The organism is Streptomyces sp. NPDC059456, assembly GCF_042750055.1.
Lineage (GTDB): Bacteria > Actinomycetota > Actinomycetes > Streptomycetales > Streptomycetaceae > Streptomyces.
Window position 1 is genome coordinate 1 of record NZ_JBHYVA010000043.1, and the last position, 14612, is coordinate 14612.

Sequence of the window (14612 nt, forward strand, 5' to 3'; positions counted from 1 at the left end):
TCAGGTCCTCGGTGCCGAGCCGGAGTTCGGCGTGGGCGCGCGGGGTGAGGCCGAGGAGGGCGCGCAGCAGGGTGGTCTTGCCGGCCCCGTTCTCGCCGACGACGGCGATGGTGGTGCCCGGTGCGGCGTCGAGGGTGAGCTCGTTGAATCCGGTGACCTCGGCGTGCAGCGCCCACCGCCCCTCCGGAGCGGGGACCGCCCCCGCCTCGGGCTCCGGTGCGTCGACGACGGGGTCCTCGGTCGGGGCGGTGTGGTGGGCCACCCGGACGGCGTGCCCGGACGTCCACCTGCCGCGCAGCGCGACGAGGACCGCCATGGCGATGACGAGCAGCAGGAGCGAGAGGGAGGTGGCGGCCTCGGGGGAGTCCTGCAGCAGCAGGTACACCTGGAGCGGCAGGGTCTGTGTGACGCCGGGCAGGTTCCCGGCGAAGGTGATCGTGGCACCGAACTCGCCCAGCGCGCGCGCCCAGGTCAGCGCCGCCCCCGCGATCAGGCCGGGGGCGACCATGGGCACGGTGACGGTGAGGAACACCCGTACGGGGGAGGCGCCGAGTGACGCCGCGGTCTCCTCGTAGCCGGGCCGCAGTCCGCCGAGTGCGCCCTCCAGGCTGATGACGAGGAAGGGCATCGCCACGAAGGTGGCCGCCACGACCGCCCCCGAGGTGTGGAACGGCAGGGTGATCCCGAACGCCTCGTCCAGGAACGGGCCCAGCAGCCCGCGGCGCCCGAAGCCGAGCAGCAGGGCCACACCGCCCACGGTCGGCGGCAGCACCATGGGCAGCAGCACCAGCGACCGCACCAGCGTCTTCCCCCGGAACTCGACGCGGGCCAGCAGCCACGCCAGCGGCACCCCCAGCAGCAACGAGATCCCCAGCGCCCAGAACGAGACCACCAGCGACAGCCGCAGCGCCTCCAGCGAGCCCGGCGACGTCAGGTGCGCGCCGAGCTCTCCCCATTCGGTGCGTACGAGGATCCCCACGAGCGGGACCATCAGGAACGCGACCGCCAGGAGCGCGGGGAGCACCAGGGCGAGGGGCGGGCGGGGCCGGGAGGCACGGCGGGTCATCGACACGTCCGGGTCGTGGAGAGGGGCGTGGCAGGGCGGGGGCGGGGGCGGGGCAGGGTCAGGGCTGCTGGAAGCCGGCCTGCCGGAGGATCTGCTGCGCCTGCGGCGAGGACAGCCACTTCACGAACGCGGCCGCGGCGGCGGCGTTCTTCGTGGACTTGAGGGTGGCGGCCGGGTAGGAGGCGATGGCGTTCTGGTCGTCGGGGATCTCCACGGCATCGACCTTGCCCTGCGCGGACGCGGCGTCGGTCTTGTAGACGAGCGCGGCATCCGCCTCGCCGAGCTCCACCTTGGACAGGGCCGCCCGTACGTTGGGCTCCTGCGAGACGGGGGTGACGGTGATGCCCTGCTGGTCGAGGACCTCCTTGCTGTAGCGGCCGGCCGGGACCTCGGGGGCGGCCAGCACCACCTTGATCTTGGAGTCGGCCAGGTCCTTGAGCGAGCCGATCTTGTGCGGGTTGCCGGGTGCGGTGGCGATGACCAGCCGGTTCCTCGCGATGACCGTCGGATCGTTCGTCTCGCCCTTCAGCCCGTCCATCGTCTTCGTGTCGGCGGTCACGAGGGCGTCGGCGGGAGCGCCCTGCTTGACCTGGGAGGCCAGCTCCTGCGAACCGGCGAAGGTCACCTTCGTCCCCGGGTGCTCCTTCTCGTAGGCGGCGCCCGCCTGCTTGAAGACGTCCGTGAGGGAGGCCGCCCCCAGCACGGTCAGGTTCGCGGCGGGCGCCCGTCCCGTCGGCGACGCCGATGCCGCCGCGGACGGCGAGGCGGGACCGGAGGAGGTGTCACTGCCGCCGCAGGCCCCGAGGGCGGGAAGGAGCAGCGCCCCGGTCACGGCGGCGACCGCGACGCGATGGCGGCGGAGGAACTCGGTGGGGCGGACGGCCATGGCGGATTCTCTCTTTCGTCGCAACATGAAATACCCCCTCCCGCAATTTCGGGAATACCGGGGGAACCCGCTGGGATTTTGCGATGCAAGAGTACCTGTGGCCCTTGCATCTGCTGATTTGCCTCGCTGTGGGTGCCGCATGGCGGCCCGTCGTGCCCGCAAGGTGAAAGTGCCAGGTCGGTGGGGTGTGAGGCCCGGGAATCCCAGGCTGTGGGGCCTTCCGGAACAAGCCAGGAGGATGCGGCTGTTCGGCTGGCGAATGAGACGGGGCGCCTTCGGGAGGGTTTCCCGGCTCTGTAATGTCGGTCGTAATGCAGGTCACATCCGACCCGAATGTTTCGTCCCTCGTTTTCTTCTTCGTTTTCTTCTTCAGTGAGGCGTGGTTTTCATGAGCCTGTCCATCCGCAACCAGATCGCCGGCATCGTCACCTCGATCACGGCCGGCGAGGCCATGTCCTCGGTGAAGGTGCGTCTGGCGGGCGGTCAGGACATCACGGCGGCCATCACCACCGACGCCGCCAAGGAGCTGGGCCTGGCCGAGGGCACCGCGGTCAAGGCCCTGGTGAAGGCCACCGAGGTCTCCCTCGCCACCGCCGCCGTCCAGGGCGTGTCCATCCGCAACCAGATCCCCGGCACGGTCGTCGACGTGGCCGCCGGCCCGGCGATGGCCTCCGTGAAGGTCGACGTGAACGGCGGCGGCCTGACGGCCGCGATCACCGCCGACGCCGCGAACGAGCTCGGCCTGGCCGCCGGCTCCTCGGTCGTCGCCCTGATCAAGGCGACCGAGGTCTCGCTCGCCGCCGCCTGATCCCCGGGCCGGCGCGATCAGCCGGTCACACCGGCCGACTCGCGCTGGCCGGCCCGCGCGAACCCGGCCATGCCGTCGGCGAAGCCGACCGCCGGACGCCAGCCCAGCTCAGTGCGCAGCCGGGCCGAGTCGGCGGTGATGTGCCGTACGTCGCCGAGGCGGAACTCGCCCGTCACCACCGGGGCGGGTCCGCCGTGCGCCGTGGCCAGCGCGGTGGCCATCTCACCGACCGTGTGGGGCTCCCCGCTGCCGGTGTTGTACACGGCGAGCGCGCCCGCCCGCCGGGCACCGACCGCCTCCAGCGCCACCGCATTGGCCGCGGCCACGTCCGCGACGTGGACGAAGTCCCTTCGCTGCGCGCCGTCCTCGAAGACCCGGGGCGCCTCGCCGCGGGCGAGCGAGGAGCGGAAGAAGGAGGCCACCCCGGCGTACGGGGTGTCGCGCGGCATGCCGGGCCCGTACACGTTGTGGTAGCGCAGCGACACCGCCCGGCCCTCCACGCACCGGGCCCAGCTCGCCGCGAGGTGCTCCTGGGCCAGCTTCGTCGTCGCGTACACGTTCCGCGGATCCGTCGGGGCGTCCTCGCCGACCAGGCCCGGCGCGAGTTCGGCTCCGCAGTCGGGGCAGCGGGGTTCGAACCGGCCCGCAGTCAGGTCCTCGGTCCGGCGCGGCCCGGGGCGTACCGTTCCGTGCCGTTCGCAGGTGTAGCGGCCCTCCCCGTAGACCACCATCGATCCGGCGAGCACGAGCTCCCGCACCCCGGCCGTCGCCATCTCGGCCAGCAGCACCGCCGTCCCGAGATCGTTGCAGCCGACGTAGTCCGGGGCGTCCGCGAAGTCCTTGCCGAGGCCGACCATGGCCGCCTGGTGGCACACCGCGTCGATTCCGCGGAGCGCGGCCCGGACCGCGGCGGCGTCCCGTACGTCGGCGCGCACGAAACCGGCGTCGGGCAGCGGCGGCGTGCCGGGGTGGGCGGCGGGCAGCAGGGCGTCGAGGACGACGGGCTCGTGCCCGCGGGCCGTGAGGGCGGAGACGATGTGGGAGCCGATGAACCCGGCCCCTCCGGTGACGAGTACGCGCATGCCGAGGACGCTACGCAGTGCGCGGCCCCCGCAGGGTCTCCCACGCGTGCACGTAAGACTTCCGTCATACGGGTGCGCCGAATCCCACGGGGCGTGGCGGACACGGGAGACCACGGCTCGTGAAGGGACGTCACTTCGCCGCGTCGCGCGTTTGCCGCTGGGCCCGGCTCCAACGCAGGGTCCGTACGACCAGGACCACCGCCGACGCTGCGAACAGCGCCGCTGTGATGAGCAGCCAGCGGCCGAGGAACCCGTCCGCCGGAAGGGCGGTCGCGGCCGTGTAGTGCCCGACCCGGCGGAAGACCAGCGGCCACCAGACGAGCAGCAGGACACCGGAGACGAACGCGGGTACGCGGACGTGGTTCACGCTCACCCGTGGCACGGGCGGTGTGGGGCCAGGTCCCCGGGTGAACAGCGCCTGCGCTGCCCGGTCGGTCACCGAGTACAGGGGCAGCAGGACCAGATCGTGGAGGAGGGCCGCTCCGACGAACCACACGGCCACTCCGAGCGTGTCCCCCTGGAACAGGCGCAGACCGGCGTACACGGCAAGGGCGAAAGAGGCCAGTACGAGCAGCAGGTGCAGCGGGGACGCGCCGTAGCGGCGCCGGAACCCGGTCGGGGCGCTCATACGGGCTCCCCGAAGGTGAGGCGGGTGACCCATTTGGTGTTGTGGACCCCCGGAGCCCCCGCGATGATGGCCCGCGCCGGGTAGCCGTGGTCGGCGGAGAGGACCGCCCCGTTGACGCGCACGGCCAGCAGCGAGCGGCTGTCACGGACCTGGGCGTCGCTGAGCACGGCCGAGCTGAACGAGCCGCCGCGCTGCACCGATTCGACGAGGACCCGGGGCGTGTTCACACCGAGCCCGACGAGGGCGGCCAGATCGGTGAGCCGGACCCCGCCCCACCGCTGGTCGGGGGTCGACCAGCCCTCCACACAGGCGATGGGCAGGTCCGACTCGTGCTGCGTCATGGCCAGGAGCTGCTCGTACGTCAGGTCGACCTGACGCCCCGGGCCCCGTACGGTCAGCCGCCAGGCAGGACCGACGTCGCTGGGCCGGATGCCGACCGACGCGGCGGTCTTGTTGATCTGGAACCCGTTCGGGCCCGACCCCGGATCCCGGCCGTGCGGGGCCAGCAGTGCGGTCCGCCGCCACCATCCGCCGATGCTCTGCCCCGCCGTGACGACCAGCAGCGCGACCGACCCGAGTCCCACCATGGCCAGGGCGCCGCGGCGGGAGATGGTCGGCGGCGCGGGGCGCGGCGAGACCAGCCCGAGCGCTTCCCCGGTACCCGCCGCGGGCCCTGCGGACCGTGGCCGTACGGCCTGCAGGGCCCTGGGCAGCCGGAAGGCCACGTGCACGACGAACGCGCCGATGAACACCCAGGCCCCGTAGAAGTGCAGGGTGTAGAAGGAGCCGGGGAAGATGTAGTGGAGCTGGACGTTGAGGATGCCGGTGACGAACTCGAAGCCGGCGCCGCCGACCAGCAGGAGCAGCGACAGCCGCTCCAGGGCGTGGCTGACCGAGCGGACCGGCGGCCACTCGAACAGCTTCGGGATGACGGACCACAGCTTCGCCAGCAGGACGGGCACGAGGACGATTCCCAGCGTTACGTGGACGCCCTGGGTGAGCCGGTAGAGCCAGTACGGAGACGTCGGCCACGAGAACAGGTAGAAGCCGAGCCATCCCTTGTTCGGCGTCTGGTCGTTGACCGCCGCGAGATCGGGGTTGTACGCCGCGTACGACAGCAGACCCGTCACGAAGAGCACCGTGATCCCCAACAGCAGGACCAGCCCGAACACCGAGGTCAGCCAGGGACCGCGCAGCGGACTCCGCCAGAACGCCGGACGAGCCGGCCCCGGCCGGTCCGGCTGCCCCTGCCCGACGCCACTCGGACCCATCGGGCACCTCCACGTGGGGCTCGCTCACGTCGTTCGTCACTTGCCGACCGCCCCATGAACATGCCGCACGGCGGCGCACCCGTGCCGGTGACACGCCAGGTGAGCACCCCGAAACGCACCTTCGGTCCGGTGGGGCCCCGACCCGGTCAGAATCCGGGAGGGGGCGTCAGACCGAACCGGGAGATGATGTCGGGCAGCCAGTCCGGCCGCCCGAATTCCAGCCCGTACTTGGCGGCGAGCGCCGCCAGCGCGTCCTCGGCCGGGGGCCGTCCGTCGGCGAGCATCTCGCTCAGCTCGCGGAAGAAGTGCTCGAACCCGGCCGGACTGATGATTTCGATCATCCGGGCGGGGACGGGGCCGGCGTTCCACATCGTGTGGAGTTCCCCGCGCGGCTTGGTGATGTAGCCGCCCGCGCCGAGGACGGTTTCACGCTCGCCCGAACGGAACCCGATCTCGCCCTCGGTGACGATCGAGTACTCGTCCTCGCGGGTGTGCAGGTGCGGAGGTACCAGTGCCCCGACGGGGAAGGGGTGCTCGACGACGGAGACCGCACCGCCGGTGTCGTCCCCCCACAGCTTGAAGGCGACCCCGATGGGGCCGAGGAAGCCCTCGGTGCCCTCGCCGGGGCGGACGATGGTGAGCGCAGGGGCCGACGGCTCTGTCATGGCGATCACTCCTCGACAGAATGGGGAGAGGCACTGGTGCTCTCCCACAAAGTCTCCACTGCCGGACGCGGCGGTGCATCGTCGAGGCGCCGGCCGGTGTCAGCCGGGGAACCGGCCCGTCGAACGCAGCAGCCGGCGCCGTTCGGCGTAGGCCAGGTCGTCGCGCCACAGCCGGGCCGCCGCGGTCCGCATCAGCGGGCGCAGGACCGGCGCGGCCCGGCGCACGAACGCGAAGCCCGGGCGGTCGGAGACGGCCACCACCGCCTCGGTCACCGCCGTACGGGGGCGACCCCGCTGACCCCCGCATGCACCGGGCGAGGCGAGGGAGCCCCCGTGCGTCCGGTCGGCGGGGGCGGCGTCGCGGGGCCCGGTCGGGGCGGGCCGTCACCCCGCTGCCGCTCGCGGCGCAGCACCTCCTGAAGGTCCGCAGCCGGTCCGGGCCGGCGACCGGCTGCGCCATCCGCGGATTGCCCTCCAGGCGGGACCGGTGCCGGTGCAGGAAGGTCCGGTACCCGGCGGTGTACGGACAGGCCCGGTCACCGGGCCGGTAGGCGCACCCGCCGCACGGATCGCTCGTCCGGTTCACGTAGGAGCCGCCGGAGGTGTGCGGCTCGGTCGTCGTGCGCCCGCCGTCGGCGTACTGCGACATGCCGACGACGTCGGGGACCATCACCCAGTCGTCGCCGTCGGTGAAGCAGTGGTGGAACCAGTCCGTCACCGCCTCCGGGTCCCAGCCCCGCCCGCCACGCGCCCTCGGCCCGCTCCACGCACTCCGCCGGTCCAGCAGACCGAGGTCGAGCGAGGACGACAGCAGGCTGTGGCTCATCACCGGGTCCCGCGCAAGCATCGCGTCCTCGTACGGCCCGAAGCCGGCGAGCCGGTGCCCGACGAAGCGGCGCAGCGCGGCCAGCGCCTCGCGCCGGGAGGCGGGGAACCGTCGGGGACCGTCATCGACACCGTTCCTCGCGTCCACGGGCCCGGGCAGGGCCTGCCCGGACGTCACATCGCCGCAACCGCTCATCCCGCTTCGGGACGAACCCGACGAAAGGGCGCGCGGGGCGCAGGCCGGCTTCGGGGTCCGGCGTGTGGGGTCCGGCCCGCGGGGCAGGCGGGACGGAGTACGACACCTGCACACGGACACAGGGAAGGAGCTGCGGCATGACCGACGACATGTGGGCCTACCGTTCCGGCATCATCCACCCGACGGGTGAGGACCTGACGGGCTACGGCGTGGAAGCCGTCGACGGCCCCATCGGCAAGGTCGACGGGCACTCCGGGGAGGTCTCCGACGCCTACATCGTGGTGGACACCGGTGCGTGGATCCCCGGCAGGCAGGTGCTGCTCCCGGCGGGCACGATCCTGCGCGTGGACCGGGCGGGCGGGACGGTCCACGTGGACCGCACCAAGGACCAGATCGAGGCCGCTCCGGAGTTCCGTCGCGACCACCACCTGGGCGCCCCGGAATTCCGCCGGGAGATCGGCCGGTACTACGCCGGATGAGCCGTGGACGCCTCCGTCGCGCCGGGATCAACGGGGGAGCGGCCCGGCCGGGGCCAGGACGGCGGCTGCCAGGTGTTCGCGGAACCAGCGGTGCCCCGGGTCGGCCGAGTTGCGGGGGTGCCAGGCCATGCCGAAGTCCAGGGGTTCCAGGCCGAGGGGGACGGGGAACGTCCGCAGTCCCATCGCCGCGATGGTGCCGGGGAGCCAGTCGGCCAGGCTGAGGGCGACGAGGTCGGTGTCCCGGGCGAGCATCATCGCGGTCGTGTGGCTGGGCACCACGACCGCGGTCCGGCGGCGCAGCCCGAGTTCCGCGAGCGCGGTGTCGATCGGCCCGAGGCGCTTGCCGAGCCGGGAGATGCCGATGTGGTCGGCCGCGGCGAAACGGCGGGCGTCGATCGGCCCGTCGAACAACGGATGGCCGCTGCGGGCGATGCCGACGAGCGGTATCCGGGTGAGCTGCCGGGTCCGGATCTCGGGATCCAGGTGTCCCAGGACGCCCAGTTCGACGTCCACCCAGCCCTGCCGCAGCCCGGGACCGCCCTCCAGCGCCTCCGGCAGGAAGACGACGTCCACCTGCGGGGCCTGGGCGTGGATCCGCTCGGTCAGGCTCCCGGCCAGTCCGACCAGGAGCAGGTCGGTGGCCTGCACGGTGAAGGTCCGCTGGAGGTGTACGGCGTCGAAGCCGGCACCGGGCCGCAGCACGCTGTCGCAGCCGCGCAGCAACGCGGCGACCTCCTCCCGGAGTTCCACGGCCCGCGGCGTGGGCACCAGCCCCTGGCCGGCCCGGACGAGCAGTGGATCGCCGACGGTGCGGCGCAGCCGCGCCAGGGTCCGGCTGACCGCCGCGGGCGAGGTGCCGAGGCGTTCCGCAGCGCGGGTGACGCTGTTCTCCTGGAGCAGGGCGTCCAGGACGCGCAACAGGTTGAGGTCCATCGGTGTCTGGCTCCCGAACTGCGGTTTTGCGTTTGCGGCAATGATGGGATGTCAATTTTTGCATTGCTGCCGGACCCTGCCGAAACGGAGAGTGGAGACGCCCGCGAACACGCGTGGCACGCCTCCCCTTCCCCGTTCAAGGAGCCGCTGTGCTGCAGTCCCCCCGTACCGGTCGAGAAGGCGACGTCCTGGCCGTCGTCAGCCAGAGCGGACCCACGGTCTCGTTCTTCGACGCGGCCTCCGACCGGCACCTCGGAGAGGTGCACGTCCCCGCGGAGCCCCACGAGTTGTGCTTCGACGCGACGCAGCGGCTGCTGTGGTGCACGCTGACGTACCACTCGGGCTACTACCACGCGAACGGCGGCCGACGCACCGAGCTCGCCGTCATCGACCCCGACACCCGCCGCATCGTCGAGTTCGTCGACCTCACCCCCGAACACGGGCCGCACGGGCTGGCGCTGGACCCCTCGCGCGGGCGGCTGTACGTCAGTGTGGAGGGCGCCGAGGACCGGCCCGGCGGTGTCGTGGTGATCGACACGGCCACCCGCCGGCCGATCGGCAGGATCGACACGCACGCGCCCGGGCCGCACTGGTTCGCCATCGACCCGGCAGGCCGGACGGGGTACGCCACCAACAAGGAGGCGCCCTTCGTGTCGGTCGTCGACCTCGAACGGGGCACCCTCACCGCGAAGGTCGAGGTGCCGGGCAGTGAGGGACTCGCCCTCTCCGCCGACGGCTCCCACGTCTTCGTCGCCGCGCCGTACGGCAACTTCTCGGGCGGCGCGGGGGAGCGGCCGGTCACCGGCCTCCGCGTCATCGACGCCCGCACGGCGTCCGTCATCGACACCCTCCCCACCGAGGACATCGTCCTCCCGGTGCACGTGACGTCCACGGGCAAGCTGCTGGCGGGGGAGTTGCGCATGGCGGCCGACCCGGGGTCGCAACTCGGACGCCACGCCCCGGGCCGCCTCGCGGTGTTCGCCGCCGACACCCGCACGAAGCTCGGTGAGGTCGAGGTCGGTCTGTTTCCGCTGACCATCACGTCCTCCCCCGACGGCCGGCTCGCCTACGTGGCCTGCGTCGTCTCCTCCACCGTCCACATCGTCGACCTGGAGACGCTGCGGCCCCTGGCCCGCCTGGACATCGCCCGGCTCGGCGAACCCGGCGCCCACGGCTTGGCGTACGTCCCCCGCCCCAGCTGATCGCCGTCCGACGTGACCGCGGGGCGACCACCGGGCGGTGGAACCCTCCGCATCAGGGGCGGAACGCCTCGTTCATTTCGCCGGGCTCGGTCTCCAGGGCCTCACGGTCCACCATCAGCATGACGAGGAAGAACAGCCCGCCCACCAGGAGGAGACCGACCACGCTCACGACGGAGACGAAGGCCTCCCGCGGGGAGACCAGCACGAACAGCGCGACGAGCGTCCACACCAGTGCGGCGATCGCGACCGGCAGCTCGAAATGCCCGAGGTCGAACGCGCCCTTCCTGCGGCCCAGCCGCCCGCGCACCGCCAGGTAGAGGACGATCGTCGCGCCGTAGATGAGCGCCGGGAGGATCGTCGAGGCCGTGATCAGCTCCAGCAGTGCGGCGCCCGGCAGCGCGACCATCAGGACGACCCCGAGGGCGAAGATCAGGACGGTCGCCGGGACCGGGGTCCGTGTCCGCGGGCTGACCCGCCGCATCATCCGATGGGCCGGGAACCGCCCGTCGCGCGCCATCGCGAAGACGAGGCGCGCGCACGCCGCCATCGTCACCACCCCGGCTCCGAAGAACGCGAACGTGATGGCCACCAGCAAACCCCGCTCCATGACCGGGCCGAGCTGGTCGCGCATGATGGCCGCGACCGGTGAGCCGCTGGCCGAGATCCGCGGGACGTCCTTGATCGCGACGGTGAGCGCGATCAGGAACAGCATGCCCAAGGCCGTGGCCGCCACGACCGATCCCAGATCGCGCGCGGCACGGTGCGGTGCGCGTCCTTGGCCTCCTCGGCCAGGTTCGCCGCGGAGTCGAAGCCGACCAGCGTCGCCAGCCCCATGATCATCGCGAGCATCAGGCCACCGCCGACGGCGAAGTAGTGGGGGGCGTGGGCGGGGCCCCCGCCCCCCCGGCGCCCGCGGGGGGCGCGGCCCGCGCACCTGGCTCGCCGTCCTCCCGCTCCTCGCCTTCACCGGGCTCTGCTTCGGCATCCCGCTGGGCGCCATCGCCTTCGGCGCCGTCACGCAGACCGACCCGGCGACCGGCGCCACCCGGCTGACCGGCGAGCACCTCGCGCGCTCGCTCCAGGGCCCCTACCTCGGCTCGCTCATCGGCAGCGTCCAGCTCTCCGCCCTCACCGCCGCCGTGGGCGGGGTGCTCGGGGTCCTGATCGCCCAGGCCGTGGTCACCTCCCGGTCCCGGGCCCTGCGCAGCGCCGCGCTGACCGCCTCCGGCGTCCTCGCCAACTTCGGCGGCGTCCCGCTCGCGTTCGCGTTCATCGCCACCGTCGGCATCTCCGGGGTCGTCACCCGGCTCGCCGATCTCACGGGCCTCGGCTGGAACCTGTACTCCTTCACCGGCCTCACCGTGGTCTACCTGTACTTCCTGATCCCGCTGATGGTCCTCGTGATCGCCCCCGCGCTGGACGGACTGCGACCGCAGTGGCGCGAAGCCGCCCAGAACAACGGGGCCACCGGATGGCAGTTCTGGCGCCACGTCGGCCTGCCGGTCCTGACGCCCTCCCTGCTCGGCGGGTTCGTGCTGCTCTTCGGCACCGCCTTCGCCGCGCACGCCACGGCCGCGGCCCTCGTCGGCGGCTCCGTACCACTGGTCACGCTCAAGATCGCGGACGCACTGTCCGGCAACGTGCTGACCGGACAGGAGAACGTGGCGCTCGCCCTCGGCCTCGACATGATCCTGATCGCCGGCCTCGTCATGGCGGCCTACCTGCCCCTCCAGCGACGGAGCGCCCGATGGCTGCGATGACCCCGACGCCCGCCCCGACCGCCCCGGACACCCGGGCGGCCCCCGCCCCCCCCCCGGCGCCGGGGGGCCCCGGGGGCCCCGCCGCGCGCCCCCCCCCCCACGACGACAAGACGGGTATCGGCGTCGATGACGACCTGGTGGTTGGTGGAGTACCGGTAGTTTTTCGACCGCGCGGCCACGGTGTAGTCGCGGGTCGGAACCAGGGTGCCGTCCACGATGAACACGGTGTCCTTGGCGAACCGCTTGCGGGGCTGAAGGGCGGGCACCGGTCCGAGGTGGTCGGTGATCCGATCCGCCGCCGACTTCGAGATCCCGAACAGTGGGGCGAGCTGGCGCATGGTCAGGTTCGTGTGCAAGTACGTCGCGACGAGCAGGGCACCGTCTTCCAGCGGAAGGCTCCCCGGCCGGCCCTTGCGAACCACGTCCGCACCCTGGCGCCGCAGCAGCGTCACCAACTCGCCGAAGGCGCGAGGGCTCAGCCCGGAGAACGGGGCTATCCAGGACGGCTCGGACGCCGTGATCACACCAACCACAGCAAGATCATTCCAATTGTCGGGCCTGCCAGCCGGGTTCTGCCCACAGCATGGAAACCATGCGACCGGCCGGGCACATCGTCCGGGGTGACTCCATGAAGCAAGACCTTGCGACGTTCCTCCGTGCACGGCTGGATGAGGAGGCCGACCTGGCCCGACGCTGTGACGGTGAGGGCTGCAGGGAGTGGACCGCTCACGGGCACACGGTCGACTTCTGCCAAGGAGAACTATCCGGAATCCACCCCACGATCGCCCTGCACGTCGCGCTGCACAACCTGGCTCGCGTGCTGCGAGCGGTAAACGCTCCGTCCTGGACTGGACTGGCCCACGCCCGGGATTTGGGTTGGCTGAAGGAACGGAGATAATTCGTGTGGGGCAGCCTTGACTTGCGAGGGCGCGCACGCTGTGATGGCCTAGGAATAGGCATACTTTCTCACGAACTACCGAAAGGTAGTCTTCATGCCTTCGCCACCGGCCCGGTCAGCCATCGGAGTCACTCAGGCGAGACACCCCGAGATCCCCACTCAGAGCAGTAGGTCCAGCCAGGCGGCGCATGCTTGATTCCTGCCCGCATGACCACTGCCCTCGGCAGTGGCTGCGCCCCATGAGCGTCTCTGGCAACGAGCGCAACCCTGGCGGAAGAAACATCCGACTCTCCGCGAGGCGGACTCCCATGCTTTTCATGCACTTTATGCAACTTACATGCCTCGAAAGAACCGACGGCCCCGGCGGCGACGATATCTTCATGATCATTAACGATATGACCCGCCATCCCGCACCAGGACTCACGTGGTCATTTTCGGCGGGTAAAACCGTGACACTTGAATTCTTCGACACTGGGATGCCTCCAGGGACGCCTCAGACACGGTTCACGATTGAGCTCTGGGAACAAGATAATGTCGATTCGGACGACCATCTGGGAACAGTAAGTTTCACCGTGGACGACTTCGATTGGTTCGATGACTTCTGGAACAAAATTCGTGAAGCTAAATTCACAGGAGATGGTGCAGATTACCGCCTGATTTACAAATTCGTTGACCTGTAATGACGAGATGCCGGCAATTTGCAGCACAAAGACGTCCGCATCGGCGGGGAGATCCTCGGCCGCGCCACCAGCCCGCCGGTCTTCTGGAATTGCTGCGGCGCGTCGGCTTGGACCCCGACAACGTCCGCTTGGGCGACGTGTTGCTGATCGAGCAGCGCGTCGGCGGCCCAGCCCGGGGCGAGCTTCACCTCGGATTCGGCGAGGTCGTCCTCCTGGCCTTGGCGCAGGACGCCTTGCGGCCGAACAAACCCTGATGACAGAGCCGGCGGCCGGGGAACGCTGCTGCCTTCAGGGGGACAGCCGGGGCGCCGACCGCTGGCCGACGGGGGCGCGGCCCGCGGATCCGATTGCTCCTGAACGCCCCTGTACGGCCACGGGACACATCCTGGGCGTCGGGACGTGTCTGCTCCGGCATGACGGCAACCCGTCATGCCGGAGCGACGGCACTGAGTTGTTGACCTGCGTCTAGTCACGGGTGGCTGTGGTTGGCCGGCCACGTGGCTACCCATGACGCCAGATGCGCCCCCGCGCGCCGTCGTGCGCCCTGCCTCGATGGCCGATACAGGCATACGTTCCCGACCAACCAACTCAGCGGCGGGCTGCCCCGCCCCATTCGAAGGACTTCCAGTTGCAGCGCATGAGGCTTTGCCTGCTCGCGTCCGCCGTGCTGGCCGCGGCCCTGCTCCCGGTTGGCTCTGCCGGCGCCGCTCTGGCCGCACCCACCACCGCTCAAGTACCCACGGCGGTGGCGGCAACCTGCCAGGAAACATTCGAGGGGGTCTACTGCGGCTACGACCGCAGCGACGCATACACGGATCGCGGCGACTCCGCTGCAAAGGTGAAGGAGCTCCAGGCGCTGCTGATCTACCACGGCTACTCGGTGGGCTCACCGGCGTAGATGGCCAGTTCGGAGCCGGCACGGAGTCCGCCGTGAAGCGCTTCCAGTCTGCGAAAAGGCTCACTGTCGACGGCAAGGTCGGCACGAACACCTGGACGTGGCTCCGGACCGAGCGTTAGCCCTAGGCAGCGTCTTGTCGATCACTTGTCTAGCCAGATGAGGGTGCTGGCGAGGGTGATCGCTGCCTGATGGCGGGTGGGGTGCTTGTCGTAGCGGGTGGCGATGCCACGCCATTGCTTGAGGCGGTGGAAGCAGCGTTCGACGACGTTGCGGCGCCGGTAGATGGTCTTGTGGAAGTGGCAGGGCGGTTCCCGGCCCCCGGCCCCGCCCCCGAG

The 14612-nt window shown here is 71.3% G+C and carries 18 protein-coding genes and 4 pseudogenes; 9 read left to right on the forward strand and 13 right to left on the reverse strand.

Annotated elements, in window-relative coordinates; translation table 11 throughout:
• Positions 1 to 1066 (reverse strand): ABC transporter permease (locus tag ACFXA3_RS06625; RefSeq protein ID WP_385182911.1); only part of this gene is annotated, 1066 nt, incomplete at its 3' end.
• 58 nt (positions 1067 to 1124) lie between these two features.
• Entirely contained in the window at positions 1125 to 1952 is an 828-nt protein-coding gene (gene modA / locus ACFXA3_RS06630; RefSeq protein WP_385182844.1) for a molybdate ABC transporter substrate-binding protein, read from the reverse strand.
• A gap of 388 nt (positions 1953 to 2340) precedes the next feature.
• Here modA and ACFXA3_RS06635 point away from each other — a divergent pair, with 388 nt between their 5' ends.
• Positions 2341 to 2760: a molybdopterin-binding protein gene (locus ACFXA3_RS06635; RefSeq protein ID WP_385182847.1), complete on the forward strand. Its 420-nt coding sequence runs from the start codon at positions 2341 to 2343 to the stop codon at positions 2758 to 2760.
• 17 nt (positions 2761 to 2777) lie between these two features.
• Here the strand turns inward: ACFXA3_RS06635 and ACFXA3_RS06640 are convergent, their stop codons facing one another.
• The 6 genes and pseudogenes from ACFXA3_RS06640 to ACFXA3_RS06665 form a co-directional block, all read right to left on the reverse strand.
• Positions 2778 to 3842, reverse strand: a complete 1065-nt coding sequence (locus ACFXA3_RS06640; protein WP_385182850.1) for an NAD-dependent epimerase/dehydratase family protein — start codon at positions 3840 to 3842, stop codon at positions 2778 to 2780.
• Positions 3843 to 3972: 130 nt separating this feature from the next.
• Positions 3973 to 4470 carry a hypothetical protein gene (locus ACFXA3_RS06645; RefSeq protein ID WP_385182853.1) on the reverse strand — a complete coding sequence of 166 codons (498 nt, stop codon included), beginning with the start codon at positions 4468 to 4470 and terminating at the stop codon, positions 3973 to 3975.
• Positions 4467 to 5741 (reverse strand): molybdopterin-dependent oxidoreductase, encoded by a 1275-nt coding sequence (locus ACFXA3_RS06650; protein ID WP_385182855.1) that lies wholly within the window; start codon positions 5739 to 5741, stop codon positions 4467 to 4469. Before ACFXA3_RS06650 ends, ACFXA3_RS06645 begins: the two co-directional genes overlap by 4 nt.
• A gap of 146 nt (positions 5742 to 5887) precedes the next feature.
• Positions 5888 to 6406: a cupin domain-containing protein gene (locus ACFXA3_RS06655; RefSeq protein ID WP_385182857.1), complete on the reverse strand. Its 519-nt coding sequence runs from the start codon at positions 6404 to 6406 to the stop codon at positions 5888 to 5890.
• 99 nt (positions 6407 to 6505) lie between these two features.
• Positions 6506 to 6697: pseudogene (locus tag ACFXA3_RS06660) on the reverse strand (DUF5914 domain-containing protein); the annotation flags it as partial.
• An 83-nt stretch (positions 6698 to 6780) separates the two neighbouring features.
• Positions 6781 to 7355: pseudogene (locus tag ACFXA3_RS06665) on the reverse strand (hypothetical protein); the annotation flags it as partial.
• A 209-nt stretch (positions 7356 to 7564) separates the two neighbouring features.
• Between ACFXA3_RS06665 and ACFXA3_RS06670 the strand changes: the two are divergent.
• Positions 7565 to 7906 carry a PRC-barrel domain containing protein gene (locus ACFXA3_RS06670; protein ID WP_385182860.1) on the forward strand — a complete coding sequence of 114 codons (342 nt, stop codon included), beginning with the start codon at positions 7565 to 7567 and terminating at the stop codon, positions 7904 to 7906.
• 27 nt (positions 7907 to 7933) lie between these two features.
• Here the strand turns inward: ACFXA3_RS06670 and ACFXA3_RS06675 are convergent, their stop codons facing one another.
• Positions 7934 to 8839: a LysR family transcriptional regulator gene (locus ACFXA3_RS06675; protein WP_385182864.1), complete on the reverse strand. Its 906-nt coding sequence runs from the start codon at positions 8837 to 8839 to the stop codon at positions 7934 to 7936.
• A 149-nt stretch (positions 8840 to 8988) separates the two neighbouring features.
• Here ACFXA3_RS06675 and ACFXA3_RS06680 point away from each other — a divergent pair, with 149 nt between their 5' ends.
• Complete coding sequence (locus ACFXA3_RS06680) at positions 8989 to 10041, forward strand: YncE family protein (protein ID WP_385182867.1); 1053 nt, start codon at positions 8989 to 8991, stop codon at positions 10039 to 10041.
• Between the two features lie 52 nt (positions 10042 to 10093).
• Here ACFXA3_RS06680 and ACFXA3_RS06685 read toward each other — a convergent pair whose 3' ends face one another.
• Both ACFXA3_RS06685 and ACFXA3_RS06690 read right to left on the reverse strand, forming a co-directional pair.
• On the reverse strand, positions 10094 to 10753 hold the full coding sequence (locus ACFXA3_RS06685; protein WP_385182869.1) for an amino acid permease: 660 nt from the start codon (positions 10751 to 10753) through the stop codon (positions 10094 to 10096).
• Complete coding sequence (locus ACFXA3_RS06690) at positions 10741 to 10890, reverse strand: hypothetical protein (protein WP_385182872.1); 150 nt, start codon at positions 10888 to 10890, stop codon at positions 10741 to 10743. The genes ACFXA3_RS06685 and ACFXA3_RS06690 overlap by 13 nt, the downstream gene beginning before the upstream one ends.
• Before the next feature lie 71 nt (positions 10891 to 10961).
• On the opposite strand from ACFXA3_RS06690, the pseudogene ACFXA3_RS06695 reads away from it, so the two are divergent.
• Positions 10962 to 11801: pseudogene (locus tag ACFXA3_RS06695) on the forward strand (ABC transporter permease); the annotation flags it as partial.
• Positions 11802 to 11878: 77 nt separating this feature from the next.
• On the opposite strand, the pseudogene ACFXA3_RS06700 reads toward ACFXA3_RS06695, so the two are convergent.
• Positions 11879 to 12334, reverse strand: a pseudogene (locus ACFXA3_RS06700) (transposase family protein); the annotation flags it as partial.
• A 95-nt stretch (positions 12335 to 12429) separates the two neighbouring features.
• On the opposite strand from ACFXA3_RS06700, the gene ACFXA3_RS06705 reads away from it, so the two are divergent.
• The 5 genes from ACFXA3_RS06705 to ACFXA3_RS06725 all read left to right on the forward strand — a co-directional run bounded on the left by ACFXA3_RS06705 (position 12430) and on the right by ACFXA3_RS06725 (position 14396).
• Complete coding sequence (locus ACFXA3_RS06705; RefSeq protein ID WP_385182875.1) at positions 12430 to 12699, forward strand: DUF6221 family protein; 270 nt, start codon at positions 12430 to 12432, stop codon at positions 12697 to 12699.
• A gap of 308 nt (positions 12700 to 13007) precedes the next feature.
• Positions 13008 to 13379: a hypothetical protein gene (locus ACFXA3_RS06710; RefSeq protein ID WP_385182878.1), complete on the forward strand. Its 372-nt coding sequence runs from the start codon at positions 13008 to 13010 to the stop codon at positions 13377 to 13379.
• Between the two features lie 128 nt (positions 13380 to 13507).
• Entirely contained in the window at positions 13508 to 13633 is a 126-nt protein-coding gene (locus ACFXA3_RS06715; protein WP_385182881.1) for a hypothetical protein, read from the forward strand.
• A gap of 383 nt (positions 13634 to 14016) precedes the next feature.
• A complete protein-coding gene (locus tag ACFXA3_RS06720) occupies positions 14017 to 14277 on the forward strand; it encodes a hypothetical protein (RefSeq protein WP_385182918.1) in 261 nt (86 codons plus the stop codon).
• A 32-nt stretch (positions 14278 to 14309) separates the two neighbouring features.
• Positions 14310 to 14396: a peptidoglycan-binding domain-containing protein gene (locus ACFXA3_RS06725; RefSeq protein WP_385182914.1), complete on the forward strand. Its 87-nt coding sequence runs from the start codon at positions 14310 to 14312 to the stop codon at positions 14394 to 14396.
• A gap of 21 nt (positions 14397 to 14417) precedes the next feature.
• On the opposite strand, the gene ACFXA3_RS06730 is transcribed toward ACFXA3_RS06725, so the two are convergent.
• Positions 14418 to 14612, reverse strand: a 195-nt coding sequence (locus ACFXA3_RS06730) for a transposase (protein ID WP_385182883.1), incomplete at its 5' end; no start/stop codon positions are given.